This is a genomic window from Mesorhizobium sp. USDA 4775 (genome assembly GCF_054062655.1).
Genome location: NZ_JBSSFM010000001.1, coordinates 5,998,309 through 6,017,507 on the forward strand (window position 1 = coordinate 5,998,309; position 19,199 = coordinate 6,017,507).

A 19,199-nucleotide genomic window follows, 5' to 3' on the forward strand; every position below is an offset into this window, starting at 1 on the left:
TTTGAAACATCCGGCTGGAAGCCTTGAATTGGTTGGAAAAAATCCGGCCGATCGCGGATCGCCCGCAAACCGTCGATCGCCTTGCAAGCTGGCGCCGGCGGAAAGCTTGACCTATATTCTCGACATTGGCATTCAGACGCCGCTCAGAATGAAAGCATCATGAACAGTCTCGACCTTCCCGGACGTCCCGAAAACACCCGCATCGTCGTCGCCATGTCGGGCGGCGTGGATTCGTCCGTGGTCGCCGGCCTGTTGAAGCGCGAAGGTTATGATGTCGTCGGCGTCACCCTGCAGCTTTACGATCACGGCGCGGCCACGCACCGGGCCGGTTCATGCTGCGCCGGACAGGACATTGACGATGCCCGCCGCGTTTCCGAGACGCTTGGCATTCCCCACTACGTGCTCGATTATGAGGAGCGCTTCCGCAAGGCGGTTATCGACCCCTTCGCCGAGAGCTATGTCGCCGGCGAGACCCCCATTCCTTGCGTCTCCTGCAACCAGACTGTGAAGTTCGCCGATCTGCTGGCCACCGCCAAGGAACTGGGCGCCGATGCGCTCGCCACCGGCCACTACATTCGCTCCGGTGCCAATGGCGCCCACCGCGCGCTCTACCGGCCGGTCGATGCCGATCGCGACCAGAGCTATTTCCTGTTCGCCACCACGCAGGCGCAGATCGACTATCTGCGCTTTCCCCTGGGCGGCCTGTCGAAGCCGCAAGTTCGCGCCATGGCCGAGGAGATGGGGCTGACCGTGGCGGCCAAGCAGGACAGCCAGGACATCTGCTTCGTGCCGCAGGGCAAATATTCCGACATCATCGCCAAGCTGAAGCCGGCCGCCGCCAATCCGGGCGACATCGTCCATATCGACGGCCGCGTGCTCGGCCGCCACGAGGGCATATTGCGCTACACGATCGGCCAGCGCCGCGGCATCGGCATCGCGTCGGGCGAGCCGCTCTATGTCGTCCATCTCGATGCCGAACGGGCCCGCGTCATCGTCGGCCCGCGCGAGGCGCTGGAGACGCACAAGATCTATCTGCGCAACATGAACTGGCTTGGCGACGGACCGCTCGACGATATTCCCGAAGGCGGCCTCGAACTGTTCGCCAAGGTGCGCTCGACCAGGCCGCCGCGTCCGGCGGTGCTGCGCCACGTCGCGGGCGTGACGTCCGTCGAACTGGCCGACGGTGAGTCCGGCATCGCGCCCGGCCAGGCCTGCGTGCTCTATTCCGACGACGGTAACGAAGCGCGCGTCTTCGGCGGCGGCTTCATCGAGCGCTCCGAGCGCGGCGCCGAGGCCGAAGCCATGCTGACGAAGCTTGCAGCAAGGCCGGCGCAAATTCCCGCCGAATAAACACTACCCGCTCAGCTCGACTTTGTACGTTTTTGGTCAGGTCCATGTCCAGAAGAGGCTGTTGGTTGCGATGTGGCTGAGCGCCTGATCGAGGGGCAGGCTGCAGCCTCCCATATCGTCGATGTCTTCCCATTTTCGCCGGTGTGACCAGTAGGCGATTTTGACCTCATCGCCTCTGCCGATCGGCTTGAGACGGGCGATCGGCACCTCGGTTGCCAGCAGGTACAGGTGGTAGGCACCTTTGTCCTTGTACCAGCCAACGCCGCCGCCATTGGCCTGGTCGAACGCTTCGATGCGCAGGGCTATGTCGTCCTTTTCCATTGTGCAGTCATAGCTGCCGCAGCCCTAGTCAGGTCTGATTCACTTCGCCGCACGGTCATTGCCTTGCAACATGTGCTGGCCGGGATTCGAAGCATGGGATGCTGCACCATCCCAACGCCGCCGTCAGCGATGCCGTTCCTCAGATCCTGCGCCAGTGGCTCCAAGAGTTGCGCACCTGTTTCACAGCGCCCAGTTGGGAACATGTCCTTGTTCTGGTCATGGGAGCTTTGCTGGCGCCGGGCAAGCGGACCGTCAGCTCCTGCTTGCGCATGACCGGCAGGGCCGAGGCCGCCAACTTTGCAAGCTACCACCAAATCTTCAACCGAGCCTGCTGGAGCCCCCGTGCCGTTGCCAGGCGATTGCTGGGCCTCGTGGTCGAACGGCTCGTGCCCGATGGCCCCATCGTCATTGGCATGGACGACACCATCGAACGCCGATGGGGACGCCGGATCAGCGCACGGGGCATCTACCGGGATCCAGTGCGCTCCAGCCATGGCCATTTCGTCAAAGCCAGTGGCCTGCGCTGGTTGAGCTTCATGGTGCTGACCCCGGTGCCATGGACGAGCCTGGTAAAGGCCTTGCCGGTCCTGACCTTGCTTGCCCCATCCGAGCGATCCGACCATCAACGTGGGCGGCGCCATAAGCTGCTGACCGACTGGGCGCGGCAGGGCGCACTGCAACTCTGTCGCTGGCTGCCAGGGCGCCGCGTCATCTTCGTAGGCGACAGCAGCTTTGCCGTCCATGAACTGGCCCATGCCATCACTGCCAGGGCAACGCTCATCAGCCGGCTGCGACTGGATGCCAGCCTGTTTGCGCCACCGCCAAAGCGGACCACGCGCACCCTCGGCCGGCCAGCGCAAAAAGGTCCAGCACTACCAAAGCTCAAGACCCTCCTGTCCAACCCCGCCACGACTTGGGCCAGGATCATCGTGTCCGCCTGGTATGGCCATGTCGACGGCAAGACGCTCGAGATCACGTCTGATACCGCCTTGTGGTACAGGCCCGGTACCCCGGTAATGCCGATCCGCTGGGTGCTGGTCCGGGATCCCGATGGTAAACGCGCGCCCCAAGCCTTCTTCAGCACAGACATCGCCCTCGAGCCCGCCGACATCATCGCCCTGTTCGTCCGCCGCTGGCAGATCGAGGTCACGTTCGCCGAGACCCGCGCCCACCTTGGCGTTGAGACCCAACGGCAATGGTCCGACAAGGCCATTGCACGAACCACCCCAACATTGCTCGGTCTCTACACCCTCGTATCGCTATGGGCCTGCGATCTGCTCACCAGCACCACCACCCCATACGCCGCAGCGTGGTACCGAAAAACCAGCCTGACGTTCAGCGATGCCATCGGCGCAGTCCGCCTCGAAATCTGGATCGGCGATATTAATCAACACTCCCCGCCAAACCGGGAACGACAAAATATCCCGCCACAACGCATCCTGCGAATGGCGCAAGCACTATGCTTCGCCACCTAAACGTACAAAGTCGAGCTCAGAGACCGTTTCGAAATTCGCTCTGGCGAGTCATATGGTGGTGGTTTCGAGAACCGGAGCGCAGCGGACATTCGCGTCCGTGAGCTCAGGTCTACTGCACGCAGTAGAACGGGGAAGCGCAGAAAACGCCATCAGATGGCCGCCAGAGTAGAATCTCCAAACGGTCTCAGGACTTGGTGTGGGTGACCGTCCCCGCCGTCAGGATGCGCAGCACCCTGATTGCTTCCTCGCCGCTGGTGCGCGGCTCGGCCCGTGTCTCGATGCAGTGGATGAAATGCTCAAGCTCGCGCGTCAGCGGCATGCCTTGCGCAACCGCGACATAGGACGGCTCGTTCGTGGTGAAGGCCCATTGGCCGCTGTCCTGCCAGACCGCATGTCGGTAGACGGCAAGCTTGCGCTCCCACGGCTCGACATCGTCGAACACCGCCATCGCCTTGGTGCCGACCACGGTCAGCCGCCTTTCGCGATAGGGGTTGAGCCGCGACGTGAAAAGATGGCTGCGCAGGCCGTTGGGAAAGCGCATGTGCAGATGCGCGAAGTCGCTGAGATTGTCGAGGAGTGCCGCACCCTCGCCGCGCACCTCGATCGGCTCGGTACCGGTGATGGCCAGGATCATCGACAGATCGTGCGGCGCCAGGTCCCACAGCGCATCATTCTCGGTATGGAACTTGCCAAGGCCAAGCCGGTGCGAGTGGATGTAGCGGACCTCGCCAAGCTCGCCATTGTCGATCAGCCCCTTCAGCGTCTCGAAGGCGGGATGAAAACGCAGGACATGGCCGACCATGAAGACGCGGCCATTGTCCTTGGCCGCCTGCACCGAGCGCTCGGCATCCGGCACGGTCAGTGCGATCGGCTTTTCCACCAGCACGTCCTTGCCGCTCTCGACGGCGCGCACGGAGAGGTCGGCATGATATTGTGGCGGCAAGGCCATGACGATGGCGTCGATGTCGTCCCGGCCGAACAGCTGGTCCGGCTCGATCGCCAGGCAATCCTGTTCGCTGGCAAAGCCTTCGGCACGCGCCCGGTTGGCGTCGGAAACCGCGTGCAGCGCGCCAAGCGCCTTGAGGGTGCGGATATGGTTGCTGCCCCAGTATCCGCAACCGAGGACTGCAATGCGCGGCTTCATCTGTTTCAAACTCTAAAAACTCGTGGCCGAGACATAGCGACGTGCCCCTTCGAACTCAACCCCGGCGGTTGCAACCAAATGTCCATGCGGCAAAGCTTTTTTCGGCAATGAGAATATGCGGCGATATGGAATGCTTCGAAGCTTGACAGGCTCGCCCTCCCAACCTTATATCCGCGCGACCTTGGCGAACGCCTCGAAATGCCTTTCGATTTAAGGCGGATTTCGGGCCTTTCGCCGCCCTGGCGGGGTAGCTCAGTTGGTTAGAGCACGGGAATCATAATCCTGGGGTCGGGGGTTCAAGTCCCTCTCCCGCTACCACCGTTCCCCCCGACAGATGGGACGGTGCTAAATGATGAAAGCGGAGAGAACGGTCCTCCGCTACCACCATTAACAACACCGAGGTTTCCGAAGCCTCTTGCTCCCACCAAAGCATCCAGTTTCCCCCGAATACTGACGCTCACGCCGCCCTTTCGGTTTGGGTACACTGTGACGCTATCCACAAGTTCCCGGATAGCGGCTGCTCCCTCGCTGTTGCCGTCGTCGATCCCTCGCTGGAGTTCGTTCCGCAGGCGAGCGAGCTTCACATCAAACTGGGACAACGCCCGTTGATGTAGAACGACTGTCTCGACCTCGTGTGGAACGCTCTCCAGTTCCTGCTGCAAAAGCTGTTTCTCTGCCCGTAGCGCGGGAAGCTGTTTCTGAACCTCCTCCTCTGAAAAGAGGCCCTTCGCTACGAAGTCTACCAAGCGGTCGGTTTCCCGCTGAACCCGTGCGAGCTTGGCTCCCAGCACGGAACGGTTGCGCTGTGATGAGGCGACCAGACGCTTGCGTTCGGCCACATAGGTCTCAATGAAGAGAGTGACCTTCCGAGGCTCCCGAAGCTCGTCAATCAGGGCACTCACTACCAACTCTTCTACGCTGTCGAGATAGCAGGTCTTGGCATCGGGGCAGTTGCCGCTCTCCCTGTGCGCGGAGCAACGAATACGAACACGAGAGGACTTGTCCTTTCCTGCGGTGGACATACCTGACCCGCAGACGCCGCAGCGAAGCAGGCCCGACAACAGTCGCTTGGGTCGGCGGTGCATCTCGGGTCGCGGCTTCCTTGTAGCCTCGCGGCGCGCTCTGGCCGCTTCAAATACGCCCGCATCCAGAATGCGGAGTTCAGCGACCTCAACCTCTTGGCGCTGATCAGATGGGTTCTCACGTGATACACGCTTGCCCGTGTCAGGGTTCTTTTCCATCCTGAGCTTGTTCCATGTCAGGCGACCGTCATAGATGGTGTTGTTCAAGATACCGATGCCGCGCTTGGCGTTGCCGTGAATAGTGGACGCATTCCACAGGCTGCGGCGCGGCGGCGGCACGCTGTCGCGGTTGAGGCCGTGCGCAATGGTCCGGGAGGATTTCCCGGCAAGGAACTCGGCGTAGATGCGACGAACGACAGCGGCTTCCTCCTCCACGATTTCCAAACGTCCCACCTGCCCGACAACCGGGCGGTAGGCATAGGGTCGGCCACCGGGGTTTCGCCCTTCCCGCACGACCCCAGCCATGCCTCGGCGAACCTTTCTCGCTCCTTCCTCCCGCTGGAGTTGACCCATCAACCCGTGGATCACCAGATTGACGGTCTCCGCCTGACCTTGGTTCACCGACACAAGCTTTACCCCGAGAAATTCGAGGCGCTTGAGTATGAAAAGACTGTCAGCTGTATCGCGTGCCAGTCTATCAAAAGCCTCGGTCAGGACGACATCGAACTGTCGTTGTTCCGCACCCGCGAGCAGGTCAAAGACCTTTCGACCGTGCAAAGAAGCGCCGGACACAGCACGATCCTCATAGCGGCCAACGATCTGGTAGCCATGGCGATCCGCATAGTCCGTGCAAAGTGCGACCTGATCCTCAATCGAGCGGTCATTCTGCAAATCAGTGCTATAGCGACTATAGATCACCGCTCGCATCATTGGTCCTTCCCTTGTGCAATCCTGTGATCCTCTGCTGCCAATCGCTTGGCCAGGAAAACTATCAGGTGGTCCAGCGGGTCCAGCATTGGCCTAGTATTCGGAAGATGCACCACCTTGTCGGGGCCACGGCCCGCAAATTGGAAATCCGGTTGGCCGATCGCCTTCCGTCGCTTGTTGAGAATAAGGGGCACTTGTCGGCTCACCTAAAGATGCATGCGAGCATGCAGTTGCTAGGTGCTTGCCGGGTGTCCTCCCGGTCCGACGGCTCACCGCAATTGACGGTCGAGCACTTACTCCACAAGCGGTTCAATGCCAGCACTCACGAGCCTGGAAGTCAAACTCGCGGCGCTTTTTCTTTATCCGGGAATGTGTTTCATGACTTTCTTCCTTCTCCCGATTTCCTTTTACGGAGCGAAGCGGAGCACCCAACTTTCCCGAAATACGAAGTTTTCGGGAGAGACTGTAGAGGTCGTTTGACAGACCTCCACAGTGGGAGATCATCTCGTTCCACTCTGATATGTTGCACTCTTCTCAGAAGAAGATTGTCAACCCATCGAGACGGTCCCGACATCGGCTTGTGGCGAGACGAATGCAATTCGTCTACTCTCCCCCGAAATCGACGTTCACACCTCACTTCGGTTTCTTCTTGTATGGATAGGCAGGCACCTTCTTCGCGCCAATAATTTTAGCTCCATTGAGCTGAGGCTCATACATATCCCACGGTGTTTGGCATTTCTCCAGCTCATCAACATCGAGACTGATCCAGAGCAGCTTTACGTCGCCAAGCTTCATCGCTCGGATTTTGATGAATTGATATTTGCGCAGATGTGGTAGCGCCCTGTTCTTCATCTCGCTAACGGATAACCCGGCCTCTCGCGCCCAGTTCTCGCGGGACATTGCGATCCATTCACGCCCCAATCGCTCAAGCTTGTTGGCGACATTGGCCCAACGGTAAACCACCCGGTAAAGCAAAAGCGCAGCAGGCAATTGGCCATCGACAGAATTTCGGAGTTGCGCAAGCATCCCAGGCACTCCAAACGTTGACTTGTTCTTTTTCATCATGGTTGTCCTCGCTACCAAACAGGTGCTGAGGAGGTTGCGGAGGCTCAACAGCACAAGCTGCCACTTATCCTCCGTGATGTGGGCATGACTAAACGCTACTCAGAATGGCCGGGAAGTCAAATCGACCCCGACATCATTTAGTGCCCTCATTCTGAACCTCGGCCACGTACGACGATATTAAGGTTCCCCATCGTCATTCGCATCCCGCAGGTAGATCAAAATGTCCGCCAGATCGGCATCAAACCGAGGCCCAATCACGATGGCATTGGTCTTATGGTTCTTCAGCATGTATCCGCCCTGATCTAGGGGCGTGAGGTTCGCGCGACGGGACTTTTTTACGCGAAATCCCAGCTTTGCGGCTCGGCGACGGATGGTGTTTTCGCTGATCGGTGCACCGTTGACAACTGACGCCCATAGCTCGGGGTAGTCCCACGCTGGCCGCTCTGTTAAAATTTTCATTCCCACGCCTCCCTTGCTTGAACATTGTTGGCTGCACTTTTCGACCAGCCTCGCGCCTTTCAGTGTTTGGATAAGTGCGGGCCGTAATGGATCGTCCGTTCGTTCTGCCGGACCAACCACCCATTGCTTCAAATCGGGCGGCGTTCGGAAGATCGTGTTGCTGTTGAGCTACGTCCATGATCTTGCGTCCAAAGACGATATTCAGATCACCCGCTAAGTCAAATCGGCCTGAGACCATGGGACACGTGAGAGAATGGAAGACCACCAACCCCGGATGGAACTTACCTATAGCCGTATGCGGACCCGTACGAGCATGGCGGGATGTTGAACGAACGCGCCATGATGTTTGAAAGGTTCGCCACCCGCGTCACCGCCACGCTTGGTATCGAACCGCCTGCTTCAGTCTGAAGTGAAATTGATTTCACAGGCTCCAATATGCGGGTGCGCATTCAAGGCGCGCGCGCTTGCGTGATCGTTGCACGTTTAAGCCCACTCATTTTTTGAAGTTGTATTTGAAGTTGTACTTGCGAGACCAAAGCTCGATGGTCTTTCCATCCTTTTCCCAGATAACTTGCTGTAGGTTCGCAAAACTGGCGAGGGGTATGACTTCTGTGCCTTGCGGGATGATGACGCAATCGAGCTTGACCGCCAGATCGTCGCGATTGGCCCATCTTAGGCTATCGAACTTATCAACGTCGCCCGGCAATACGCATCCCGGAGCGTCTTCCTTAGCAACCTTCGCGAACGGATTGGATGGGCGTGGAGGAGCGGGTTTTGGAGGGGCGGGTTCGTCTACCGAAACCGGATCGGTCGTTCCTGAAGCGGGAACTGAAGCATCGGTTGAAGCAGACGCGATGCCAGTGTCCGAAACGGGTTGGCTAGTGGGCAATAGCTTCGCGATGAAATTGACCGCTGCAAAGGATATCGGTCCGGCAGAGCCAATTGCCCCTATCAGAAGAACCTTTCCAAAAGCGCGAGGGAACGATTGCATCTTTCCACCCCTAACTTGATCCCCAACTCCTAAGATATCTGATTTTTGGATAATCTGAAATCCGAATTAACCGCGTGTCGAAGCGCAATTGCTCGACGGGCGGATGGCCAAAACTCTGCATTCAGTACGTCATCGGAGGCTGGCGGAATTGCTCGCCGAGAAGCGGAAGGCGGCTGGGTTGACGCAGGCAGATGTGGCCGAGAAGCTAGGCCGTCACCAGCCATTCATCGCGAATATCGAGAACGGTGAACGGCGACTTGACGTTGTTGAATTTCTTACTTTGGCAAAAATCATCGGCTTCGACCCGCACGAGATTTTGCGAGACCTTGAAGCCTTGTAGTCTCAAAATCTGCGTCTGAGCCGCGCGGCCCACGCCCGCGTCGAGCCAATGCCAATCAGAACTTTCGACCATCGATATTGGCGAACATCACCTCGAATAGATCGGGCCTCCCATCGTCAAGTGACGATATGTCGCCGCAAAAATCAAAGCGTGGCCTAAGAACGATAAACAGGGTTTTGGCTTTGGGTGCCTCCCTAATAATTACTAGGTATTGACCCTCGTATTCTCCACCATTCTGATAAACAACAGAAACGACGCCTAGTGCTGGCACAAGCTCGGGCGAACCCCGGTCCACAACATACCAGTCGGCGTTCCGACGCGCGTTATTCGCAAGCCACTTCCAGTCCTCTTGCTCGTTTGCAGCGTGTCCGGGAGGGCATTCTTTCGCAATAGCTTTCGGACTTGCAAGCAGGACAATGACAACCGCCGCGCTTGCGCACATGGCGGCAAGGCGTTTCTTCGAAAACGCCCCTCGGGCAACCGGAGACAAACGGTTCGCAGGCCCCGAGCTATTCGTCCGTTGCTTAGCAAGGCAACAGAAAACCCGTCGAAGAATCCGGCGACGTCTAGCCAAGATACCGGACCTCATTGTGCCACCTCAGCGCTTCCACATCCGGTTTCGCATTCTGGATCGCTGGCAGCGTGATAGCTGAACCATCCAGTTCGTAGTAGTGCCGCCCGTTCTCGAACTCTTCCCGGATGCGGCTGCTGACCTTAAAACGATGATCGGGCGTCACGGTCACGTAGCCTTGGTCAAAGAGACTGTGGATGTCCCGCCGCATCAGGATGCCGTTGGTTGGGGAGTGCTCTCCGCCGTCTGCGTATGGCCGTATATGGGCGGCTTCCAAGGCCGGTAAGGTGCGCTCCTTAGTGATCGCGCAGCGCCTACCATAGAGATCGGTGACGACTAACCGAAAGGCCCCCTGACCGAGACGCGGACGGATCAACGTCGGTTCCCCGTAACGTGCCTGCTCCTCCGCGAGCGAATGTGGACCAACCGAAGGGGCCATAGCGGCTTGTACGGCCTCCCACAGCGCTTTCCCTTCTGGGTCCGCGGTATCGTAGCCACGAAGGCTAACGATGTTCGGTGACCACGATGCTGGTGGTGAAAACCACTGACTTTCAGGTAGGAAGAAGGGCTGCGTAAGGATGCGGCATCCGATCTCTATCGGTCCTGCTGTCGCGGGATCGACCTTGCGGTATCGCAAGATGCGAGACCGCATCTCTGTGAGGCTAGTGACGCCGTTCGCGATCCCGAATGCTTCCCATGCAAGGGACAAAGGCATGATCGTCGATGAGGCAAAGACGCCGCCGCCGACAATCATGTTGATTGGGGCGTGGAGCTTGAACAAGAATAGCTCGCCGGGTTCCAAAGCGCGGAAGGACTTCGGCGACGGCGACCAGAAATTCACTTCCATCAGTTGTGGCTGACGGCGCAACTGGTTGAACCAGTCACCATCTGTCACTGCGACCACAAGCTTGATGCCCATAAAAATCCCAATTCAGGTCACGATGCCTGTCGCGCACTTAGGGTCGAGGGTTCGGCCACAGGCCCTTGAGTTGCTTGATCTCCACCGATGATCCGATAGACCGGGGTAACTTCCTTGCTGCATTGCTGGGCGAACTCACTCAAAGTCATGCTGTTGCCCGCTTCGAGATAGCCATTTTGGGTGGTGACGGCGCGCAGTACGGTTTCGTCCGGCTCCTCATGGGTCAAAGTCATCTCAGCGACTGCACAGTACATGATGCTTGTGTCACCGACCTGGATGGCCTGAACCATGATGCCCGGTTGAGGCACCCCAATCAGTTCCTCGACGGACGCCTTCTTGGCGTCGAGCCGGGCGTGGAAGGGCTTTCCGATCTCATCGACCAGCGACAGTACCGCCTGCACGCCTATATCAGCCGCCTCTATGTCCCCAAGGCTAAGCTGGGAGTTGGTAACGCCGATCCTCTCAGTGATACGCTCTATTCCCTCCAGCGCCCGCAAAACTGCTGCAAAGTGCTTGGCATCGTCCCGATCAATTTGGGCACCGGTACCCAGATTGGAGTTGAATACCTTCTTGCCATCCGGCGAATACAATTCGAGGAAGAACTCCTCGGATGCCATCATATTGAGAATTTGATAGACCTCTATCCACCAACCTACCGGCCTCTTCTCGGCCTGCAAATCTGCGACCGTTAGTGTAAAGGTGCCAGCAAAATTAACGTCAAGCGAGACCGGCGGTGACGAGATGACAAACCGCATCTTTTGAGGCGCAGAGGGTAAGAATGGAGGAGCAACTGCGGTTCCGAACCTCACGACTGGAAAGCCATTTCTGCCGCGACGAAAGATGATTTTGCAATCCGGCTTGCCCGTCGGCATGATTGACATCTCACCGATCCCAGAGAACTGAAAATGGTGCGGCCTCTCGATACCGAACCGCTTTTCAAAACTCGCAAATTTGGTTACCCGAAGCGGCCTGAGGCCAAGGAAACCCTCGACCATCTCCTCTTCCGTCTTGGCCTGGATAGATATCTTTAGAGAAATGCGCCTTCCATCATAACCCGACGTTTCACGTTGTAGACGCTTAGTCTCGTAGTAGTCATGACTTACAGCATATTCGCGGCACATTCTTTGAATGCATTGTAGCAGTTTATCGGTGTTGGGTTCATACGGGACGGACTGCCAATCGGCGTTCTTCGTAAACGTGATCGTCTGCTTGTTGGTAACGGGCCGTCCGCTGCTACCTTCCTTCGTCAACCTTTTCAGGACATGATCTAGCGGGGCACCTGCGAGATGCACCACAAATGTGTCGCGAATGGAGAGATCGGGATTAAATCGCATCACGAATACGAACGACGGGTCGGTCGCCTTTGCCAGCCGCTCCATTGACACAAGCGGGGCTGAGAACTTTTTGGCGGGTGCCCACATCGATTTGATTTGAAAATTGAACGCAGGGAGGGGAGGCCTCTTATCGGCGTAGGTTGAGGTGTCGAGATACTTGTTTGTGAGTTCTACACGATAGTCCCAGCCGGTAAGGTCTTGATGGGCCTTATTAACTGCCAGCCCTGGGCACAGAGGCGGGAAGAGATTTTCACCATGACGCCCTAGCTCTTCAGAAGTCAGTCTCTGGGTCATTTCATTCTGGCCGTATTCATACGCTGTGGTGCTACGCCCCGCTAATCTCGCAGGGCGGTCCAACCAATCAGTTCGTCGGTGATCTCCACTGGTCGGCTCTCATAGAGGGCCGAAATCCTTTGCAAGCGCCCCAGCTTATCGGGTTCAAGCTCGATCTCCACATCGAATTCGCGCCCTAATCGAGCCTTTGCATCGTGCCAGATCGTGAGCAGATGACCTCCGAGATTGCTGCTTGCAGAGATTTTGAACGGGTCGTCTATCTTTCCCACAATTTCATGATAGGCAGCTATCCTCTTATTATAGCCTTCCACATCCTTCACAGGGCTACCAAACTCCTCGTCAATCTTGCGCATGGCCTTCGCTCTCCCACCGTCCACCTGCTTGCGAATGTGGTTGACGAGAGGCATGGACATGTCGAACAGGAAATAGTCGTCCATTACCTTTTTCACGCCGGAGAAGTCGATCTTCTGGCCGAGGACACTATGCTGAGTAACAAGATCATCATACAGCTGCCAATGTGATCTCCAATCGACGCCATTAGCCATGCGACCTGCCTTTACTCTGCCGAGGATCACTTCTCGTGTGTAAATGGCAACGACGTTCTTAAGCCGTTCGATTAGGTCAGCCGCCTCTTTCTGCTTGTCCTCCCAAAGCTCAGCCTCGAAGCCCAACCCCTTGAACCGCTTGAAGCGGGAAACATTCGCGTAAATGAAGCTCAAAAATCCTAGGCCAAAGACGATGCCGCCGTTTGCTATTTGATCGGCGTACACCAGGCGCAGCGAGTAGGCGATTAGGATAAGGCCTACTACAGAGAAGACGATGCGTTCCCAATTCTCAGAGCTGAACTTCCAGAAGCCATTTGCAGCCATCGCCACCCACCCTGCACACATCACCTATCGTATAGTCGAAATGGCGATTTCGCCATAACCACGTCTGCGGGGCCGTTTGGAGGGAGTGCCGTAGACGGCTTGGCTCTGGTCCAAGGACAATTTGTTACTGCCGGGTCAGCTACCTGCCCAAGGATCGACACGGCATCGCCACGAGCCTTCAAAATCCGCCAGCGCTTCGTCTTAGGACCTGTCATGCCCGAAAGAGCTATTCCGTCTCCATAAAGATCAATTCCGAAATGTCCTCAAGGCTGCCAATCTCCAGGTCGATGTGGCTCAGCCGGGACACACGGAACTGAGGGAGCCAGCAAAAGCGATATTCATCGTGATAGGCATAGCCAAAGTATTTGCTGAGCGGAACAAACGGGCGCGCTGAGGTAGGAGCAAGGGGATCGACGTAGATCGCAGGCCCTTCCTGCATTTCCAGCTTTGGATCATAAGCAACCATTGCCCGCCTCAGGCGGTCGCGAAAAGCATCCCTGTTGCGGATGACGACACATGCTTCCGCATTGAAGTCTACCACCAATCGCGGTTCAATTGAGGAGGTGATGCAGTAGAGGTAGTAGTCTGATTGCGCATCGAACCTGACATCAAGGCGGTGCTCGATAGCGCCATCGGCTCGCGGCGAGTACGGAACGAGCTTTCCATTGTCATCGTGCACAATCGCTACGGAAAAGGACAGGGAAAGCTCGTCGTCGCGGATTGCCTGATTGTGGCTCGGTTCGGAAAAGAAGCTGGCAGGCTGGATGCGTAGTTGGCCGCGACGGTACAGCTGCTCCATGTGGACGCGCTTACCCAGTTTGATGAATACGTCGCCCCGCCGGAGGCCCAGTACCGAGATGCGTTCGACAGCTTGTTTGGCCAGATTGGACGCATAGCTAGGTAATTGGTCGCGCCGCAGAATATCCCGTCCCATGCCTGCGGGCCAAGGCCCATATCTAAGCTGAATTTCTTCGGCCACGTGCGTGAATTTTTCCCACATCGGGCCGTGTTGCTCGTCCACCGGGTGTACGCCGATCTTGGCATTTGGCGTAACCATCAGGAGATTGCGCATAATGTCACGAAAACGGGTGCCTAGTTCGTCTCGCGACAAGTGACGGGCGTAACGATTTGCTCGATATTGCTCCCGAAAGCCTATGTGCAAAGGAGTTCTGTTTTCCACGGCGAGGTGCTCCTGCTGTTCGGCACACTGATAGCAAAACTGGCATTGCTGACGGTGGGTCTCTTTACTGTTATAGTCAGGTTCGATGCCAACGAGGTATCTTACTTGCATGTCACCCGAATTTAGCGAGCAAGCGCAGCAAATCTTTCCGCCATTTAGCATTCTGCTGGCTGGCGTCTTCGCTGGTATGGCCTTGGAGCGCTTCCTTTCGAGAAAGCGGAGGCAGGCATGGAGGCAAAAGAACCGCTGGCGCTGGGCGAAAGAGCGCAGTGAGGGCGATATCCTTAGCGGCTTGTGGACCGCCCCGAAGCCAGTTTCCCCGCCACCGAAATTAACTGACCCTGCTGATCAGTTGCGGATCGTCATGGGTGCGAACTTCACTATTCAACCGCTCCTCAACAGGAGCGAGGTGCGCGTCTTCAAGGAACTTGATCGCATGGTGATCAGCTGCAATCCGGGGTGGCAGGTGATGGCCCAAGTATCACTGGGCGAAATTTTGCGCAGCGCCAACGCCGACGCCTACAGCTGCATCAACTCGAAACGGGTGGACCTTCTGCTTGTGGACGAGAACTGTCTGCCTAGACATGCCCTCGAATACCAAGGTCATGCGCATCATCAGGGTACCGCAGCAGCGCGGGACGCCGTTAAAAAGGAGGCGCTGCGGCGGGCTGGCATAAGTTATCATGAGATCGTAGGCGGTCACACAACACCTTCCGAACTTAGGCGCTTGGTCGAGAAACTCGTGCGAGGCCCCGTGCCGCCTACGAGCGAACCAACCGCCTGAGGCGATCTGTGAAATTGATTTCACAAGCCAGCAGTAGGCGGCCTCTGCCACTATTAGCAAATCGGGGCTGTAGCTGCCCATCTTTGGGCCAGCGACCAATTCCTAAAAATTTCCCCGGCTACTGACCACGGGATCAATAAGGGCATCGCCTGAGGCTTCCAAAATCCGCCACGCTATACACCTGCCGATGCTCAAAAATGGCTCTCGATAATTGAGATTATCCCGGTTGAAAACCTTGGGGAAGACGAACCGGCAGGGTTGTACGAGACAATGATTGCAAGCAAAATTATACGTTCGCAAGACAGGGGTAGAAAATGGCGAGACGGGTCTTTTTTAGTTTTCACTACCAACGCGACGTTTGGCGTGTGAATCAAATACGAAACATCGGCGAAGTAGTTGGCAGCGCCGCTGCTGGCTTCCACGACGCGTCGCTCTGGGAGGAAGCAAAAAAGAAGGGGGACGCCGCTATCCAGCGGATGATCGACAATGCACTGGAGAACACCAGCGTCACCGTCATCTGCATCGGCGGCGCAACCGCAGGCCGCAAGTTCATCAACTATGAAATCAGGCAGTCCCTTGCACGACGCAACGGCATACTGGGCGTTCACATACACGGCTTGAAGGACCGCCAGGGACTGACCGATGTGCGCGGCACGGTACCGCCACTTCTGGCGAGTGCGGGGGCGCTTGTTTACGACTATCGAGATCACGCAAGTCTTGGCGCTTGGATCGAGCAGGCAGCTCGCGCTGCTGGCCGATAGAGATGGCCGTCAGCGCCAAGAGGCGGCTCCTAAGAGAGTTTCCCTCAGCACTCATAGACGATGCGGGCTGTGTCTTCATCGGCGCAGGCGTCTCTATGGGTGCAGGCTACCCCTCTTGGGCAACACTGTTGCGTGAAATTGGGGATGAGCTAGGGGTGCGTTCCACAGACGTGCATGATCTTTCGGCGCTTGCTCAATGGAGTATCCAAGAGAGCGGCGGCGCAACACGGGTTCGTTCCGTGATTAAGGAGCAAATTGGCGTTGACCATCCGGTCCCATCAGTTTTGGAAACTATTGCGCGTCTACCCACGCGGCATATTTGGACAACAAATTACGATAGGCTTATTGAGCGAGCATTCGCATCAATTCGGCGTCCCCTGGACGTCGTTTCTGCTGCCAGTGACTTAGCTCTCAGGATTACGCCGGGGGCAACACGCCTCTACAAGATGCACGGCTCGATTGATCGTCTGGACGACGTAGTTATTTCGACAGACGACTACGAACTCTTCCGAAAGCGTCGTGGCGCGTTCCTGCCGCTTCTACAGGCTCACCTGACGAGCATGTCGATGCTTTTCGTTGGTTTGAGCCTAACAGACCCTAACATCCGTCACGTGCTGTCGTTAATGCGGGAGAGCTTCACAGAAGCCCCACCCGAGCATTTCGCGATTGTGAGGCCGCCACAAAGAGAAGACTTCGATACCGAAGCGGAACACGCCGCACGGCTCGCGCAACACAGGCTTTGGGCCAAGGACCTGAGGCGATACGGATTAGTGGCGGTCGAAATCGACAGCTATGACGAAGTGCCAGATTTGCTCCAAGACATTGAACGTGAGGTGGCCGCCCACCGAGTATGGGTCAGCGGAAGCTGGCCGCTAAATGACGCTGGCACAGAGGCAGCGCGCTCATACGAGACTGCGAGCAGGATCGGGCGTGAAATCGCAAAGCTAGGGCGGACGCTGGTCAGCGGGTCAGGTTTTCTTGTGGGACCGGCATCAATCGCAGGTTTTCTAGATCAGATGAGAGAAGCGGGAACTTGGGATGTTGAGAGACGGCTGATCGCCAGGCCGTTTCCCCAACCGTTCGGCAAGGCAAAGGCCGACAACGACCAGTGGACCAGTTTGAGACAGGAACTTTCTCGCCTGTCCGGTGCCGTGGTCTTTGTAGGAGGTCAAAAGCCGGACGGCGTAGCAGATGGTGTTCTGGAAGAAGCTAAGCTCGCCGAAAACGCGGGATGCTTCTTGCTCCCGGTCGGAGCCACCGGAGGCGCGGCTGCTCAAATTTCAGCAGGACTTCTTGGCTCAACACTTGTCGCCAAGGGTGCACATGCTATTCGGCCCACTGATCAAGAGCTTGCCGCACTTTCGGAGCCGACAGCCAGTCCGAAAGAGCTGGCGCGCATCGTCAGTGAAATCCTTAAACGCGTCGGGCCAATTAAGGGGTAGTTCCTTTATATCAGTCGAGCCGCTGCGCTGTCCTCAAACAAATCGACGGTACGCAGGTAGGGCGCAAGACCGGCCTCGCTGCGGTGCCCCGTCACTTGCCTGATCTTATAGCTTGTCGCGCCTGCCATCGCTGCAGAGGTCGCGAAGCCGCTGCGCAGGGAGTGAGCGGAGAAGGCAGCGGGATCAAACCCGGCGGCTCCAACCCGGGCCTTGACGACATCGCTGAAAGCCTCCCCGGATATGCGCTCGCAGAGAATACGGCCGTGCTTGTCCATGCTGAGGAAGATCGGGCCGGTCTCGATGCCCGCGACCTCCAGCCAGCGTTTCAGGGCAGTGATAGGACAATGGCGCGTGCGCCCGAACGGCATAGCAATTTCACGCCCGATACCTTCTTGGTCGGTCTTGCTCTTGCGGATCATCACCAACGCGCCTTGGCTCGTGAAGGCGATGTCCTCCACATCCAGCGCAACCAATTCGGAGCGGCGCAGGGCGCAGGCCCAACCCAACAACAGCATGGCGCGGTCCCTGACATCCTTTGTGCGGTCTCCGAGGCGGTCGAGGATGGCGAACAAATCGTCCGTGAGAAGGGCCTGCGCCTGCCGTTGCTTGACACCGAGGGTTCGGCGGACGCCGCGCAATGTCGCGCGCACCAACTCGCTCTTGGTCGGGTCCTCTGCACTGATCGCACGATGGGCTTTGCTGATCGAGGCCAGCCGCCGCTGCAAGGTCGCCACAGCATACGTCTGTGCACCCTCGGCCAGATATGCCGCTACCGTTTCCGGGGTCGCGGGGAACCGCCTGCCAGTTGCCTCGAAATGAGCGATGTCCAGCCGATAGGCCCTCTTCGTCGCATCGGCCAGCGATGCGGTGACCAGGCGCTGCACATCGGCAGGCAGCACGTCCGGCAACGCGTTTTGGCTCATCGGGACACGCGTGAGGTTTCCGGCGTCAGTGTGGCGCTCAACGAACATCATGACGGACCTCGTCAAGAGTGGAAAGGTCGGCGCGAACCATGTCGAGAAACGCAGCCGGGTCGGGTAGCGTCATGCCGTGGTAGCCATGGTCAGCCAGCCGCCTTAGCGTGGCGGCGCATGGCCACTGGATGCGCTGTCGAACCAGTCCGCCGTCAACACGAAAGATCGCGCCATGCAAAACCGCCACGCGGCGCTCAGCGGGGACGTGCCTGCGAAGCCAGCGGCTGCTCGCTGTGTCACGGCGGAGGAACCGGGCAAGCGCCGACTTGCCTTCCCAAGAAAAGCTATCGAGGCAATAGGTAGGTATCCCGTTGCGCCCGATCACAACTGGAGGGAGGTCGTCATCTGCGGCAGGAAGATCGCCAGACGGAAGGGCGCGGGTCAGGAGCGGCAGGAGCACCGGCAACGCTTCTCTGGTCCTGCGAAACCCCTGCTCGGCCAGCAGTGCAATGTCGTCATGGTCTATCCCAGCGGACCGCAGCGCGGCGAACACCGCCTTAGCGTCGGTTGCCTTTCCGGCGACTTGTCCATTCCACCGGACGCCACTGCCGTGTAATGCCGCCAAGGAAGCCCCAAGAAGCGCTCCACGGCCTTCGACGCGGGAAAGATGCTCCGTGACAGTTTCACGCGTCAGATCGTCCCGGAGAGCTTCCAGCTCATGGTGATGGGAGATGGCTATCAGGAGATCATCGGCGGCTCTGCATTTCCTTGCCTCGCACATTTGTTTTACCAACAGCGACGCTACAGCCCATTCCCCGCCGCCAAACTGCTGGCGAACTGTCTTTCCAGAGGTTGCCGTTATGACGAGGTGGATCGTCTCGACAGACGCCAGACCCACATCCTCGAACACAATCCCCAAGAGACGACGCCAGAGCTTCGTCGGATCGGCCTTCAAGAGGGTAGCGTGCGTATTCCGACGAAGCCGGCCATCGATTCCGATTTGAAGCCGGCCAGTCATTCCGATTTCATTCCGGCCG

At 57.8% G+C, this 19,199-nt stretch carries 18 protein-coding genes and 1 tRNA gene; 7 read left to right on the top strand and 12 right to left on the bottom strand.

Translation table 11 applies throughout. The features are described 5' to 3' along the window. The first annotated feature begins 159 nt into the window (after positions 1-159). A complete protein-coding gene (gene mnmA, locus ACVILI_RS29535; protein WP_038649213.1) occupies positions 160-1,350 on the top strand; it encodes a tRNA 2-thiouridine(34) synthase MnmA in 1,191 nt (396 codons plus the stop codon). A gap of 36 nt (positions 1,351-1,386) precedes the next feature. Here mnmA and ACVILI_RS29540 read toward each other — a convergent pair whose 3' ends face one another. Continuing rightward, on the bottom strand, positions 1,387-1,671 hold the full coding sequence (locus tag ACVILI_RS29540) for a hypothetical protein (RefSeq protein ID WP_038645292.1): 285 nt from the start codon (positions 1,669-1,671) through the stop codon (positions 1,387-1,389). A 98-nt stretch (positions 1,672-1,769) separates the two neighbouring features. Here ACVILI_RS29540 and ACVILI_RS29545 point away from each other — a divergent pair, with 98 nt between their 5' ends. After that, positions 1,770-3,146 (top strand): IS701 family transposase, encoded by a 1,377-nt coding sequence (locus ACVILI_RS29545; protein ID WP_091586684.1) that lies wholly within the window; start codon positions 1,770-1,772, stop codon positions 3,144-3,146. A gap of 184 nt (positions 3,147-3,330) precedes the next feature. Here the strand turns inward: ACVILI_RS29545 and ACVILI_RS29550 are convergent, their stop codons facing one another. Continuing rightward, positions 3,331-4,290: a Gfo/Idh/MocA family protein gene (locus ACVILI_RS29550; protein ID WP_019860760.1), complete on the bottom strand. Its 960-nt coding sequence runs from the start codon at positions 4,288-4,290 to the stop codon at positions 3,331-3,333. 241 nt (positions 4,291-4,531) lie between these two features. Here ACVILI_RS29550 and ACVILI_RS29555 point away from each other — a divergent pair. Beyond that, positions 4,532-4,608 (top strand) — tRNA-Met (locus ACVILI_RS29555). On the opposite strand, the gene ACVILI_RS29560 is transcribed toward ACVILI_RS29555, so the two are convergent. From ACVILI_RS29560 to ACVILI_RS29575, 4 genes are all read right to left on the bottom strand, one after another. After that, positions 4,587-6,242 carry a recombinase family protein gene (locus ACVILI_RS29560; protein WP_457102695.1) on the bottom strand — a complete coding sequence of 552 codons (1,656 nt, stop codon included), beginning with the start codon at positions 6,240-6,242 and terminating at the stop codon, positions 4,587-4,589. The two genes, ACVILI_RS29555 and ACVILI_RS29560, sit on opposite strands and share 22 nt — an antisense overlap. A gap of 630 nt (positions 6,243-6,872) precedes the next feature. Beyond that, complete coding sequence (locus ACVILI_RS29565) at positions 6,873-7,301, bottom strand: hypothetical protein (RefSeq protein ID WP_457102696.1); 429 nt, start codon at positions 7,299-7,301, stop codon at positions 6,873-6,875. Positions 7,302-7,481: 180 nt separating this feature from the next. Continuing rightward, positions 7,482-7,763 carry a hypothetical protein gene (locus ACVILI_RS29570; RefSeq protein ID WP_457102697.1) on the bottom strand — a complete coding sequence of 94 codons (282 nt, stop codon included), beginning with the start codon at positions 7,761-7,763 and terminating at the stop codon, positions 7,482-7,484. A 493-nt stretch (positions 7,764-8,256) separates the two neighbouring features. Continuing rightward, positions 8,257-8,754, bottom strand: a complete 498-nt coding sequence (locus tag ACVILI_RS29575) for a hypothetical protein (protein WP_457102698.1) — start codon at positions 8,752-8,754, stop codon at positions 8,257-8,259. Positions 8,755-8,857: 103 nt separating this feature from the next. On the opposite strand from ACVILI_RS29575, the gene ACVILI_RS29580 reads away from it, so the two are divergent. After that, entirely contained in the window at positions 8,858-9,094 is a 237-nt protein-coding gene (locus ACVILI_RS29580) for a helix-turn-helix domain-containing protein (protein WP_457102699.1), read from the top strand. 566 nt (positions 9,095-9,660) lie between these two features. Here the strand turns inward: ACVILI_RS29580 and ACVILI_RS29585 are convergent. From ACVILI_RS29585 to ACVILI_RS29600, 4 genes are all read right to left on the bottom strand, one after another. Further along, the gene (locus tag ACVILI_RS29585; protein WP_457102700.1) at positions 9,661-10,584 is read right to left on the bottom strand and encodes an HNH endonuclease; all 924 of its coding nucleotides are present in this window, start codon (positions 10,582-10,584) and stop codon (positions 9,661-9,663) included. A gap of 17 nt (positions 10,585-10,601) precedes the next feature. Beyond that, a complete protein-coding gene (locus tag ACVILI_RS29590) occupies positions 10,602-12,212 on the bottom strand; it encodes a hypothetical protein (protein WP_457102701.1) in 1,611 nt (536 codons plus the stop codon). 41 nt (positions 12,213-12,253) lie between these two features. Further along, positions 12,254-13,081, bottom strand: a complete 828-nt coding sequence (locus ACVILI_RS29595) for a hypothetical protein (RefSeq protein WP_457102702.1) — start codon at positions 13,079-13,081, stop codon at positions 12,254-12,256. Between the two features lie 226 nt (positions 13,082-13,307). Beyond that, complete coding sequence (locus ACVILI_RS29600; protein ID WP_457102703.1) at positions 13,308-14,261, bottom strand: hypothetical protein; 954 nt, start codon at positions 14,259-14,261, stop codon at positions 13,308-13,310. A gap of 109 nt (positions 14,262-14,370) precedes the next feature. Between ACVILI_RS29600 and ACVILI_RS29605 the strand changes: the two genes are divergently transcribed. The 3 genes from ACVILI_RS29605 to ACVILI_RS29615 all read left to right on the top strand — a co-directional run bounded on the left by ACVILI_RS29605 (position 14,371) and on the right by ACVILI_RS29615 (position 17,248). Continuing rightward, a complete protein-coding gene (locus ACVILI_RS29605; RefSeq protein ID WP_457102704.1) occupies positions 14,371-15,045 on the top strand; it encodes a DUF2726 domain-containing protein in 675 nt (224 codons plus the stop codon). A 314-nt stretch (positions 15,046-15,359) separates the two neighbouring features. Beyond that, entirely contained in the window at positions 15,360-15,806 is a 447-nt protein-coding gene (locus ACVILI_RS29610; protein ID WP_457102705.1) for a TIR domain-containing protein, read from the top strand. A 95-nt stretch (positions 15,807-15,901) separates the two neighbouring features. Continuing rightward, complete coding sequence (locus ACVILI_RS29615; RefSeq protein ID WP_457102706.1) at positions 15,902-17,248, top strand: SIR2 family protein; 1,347 nt, start codon at positions 15,902-15,904, stop codon at positions 17,246-17,248. Between the two features lie 5 nt (positions 17,249-17,253). On the opposite strand, the gene ACVILI_RS29620 is transcribed toward ACVILI_RS29615, so the two are convergent. Both ACVILI_RS29620 and ACVILI_RS29625 read right to left on the bottom strand, forming a co-directional pair. Further along, positions 17,254-18,222, bottom strand: coding sequence for a site-specific integrase (locus ACVILI_RS29620; RefSeq protein WP_457102707.1), 969 nt, complete (start codon positions 18,220-18,222; stop codon positions 17,254-17,256). Further along, a complete protein-coding gene (locus tag ACVILI_RS29625; RefSeq protein ID WP_457102708.1) occupies positions 18,209-19,180 on the bottom strand; it encodes a hypothetical protein in 972 nt (323 codons plus the stop codon). Before ACVILI_RS29625 ends, ACVILI_RS29620 begins: the two co-directional genes overlap by 14 nt. Positions 19,181-19,199 lie beyond the last annotated feature (19 nt).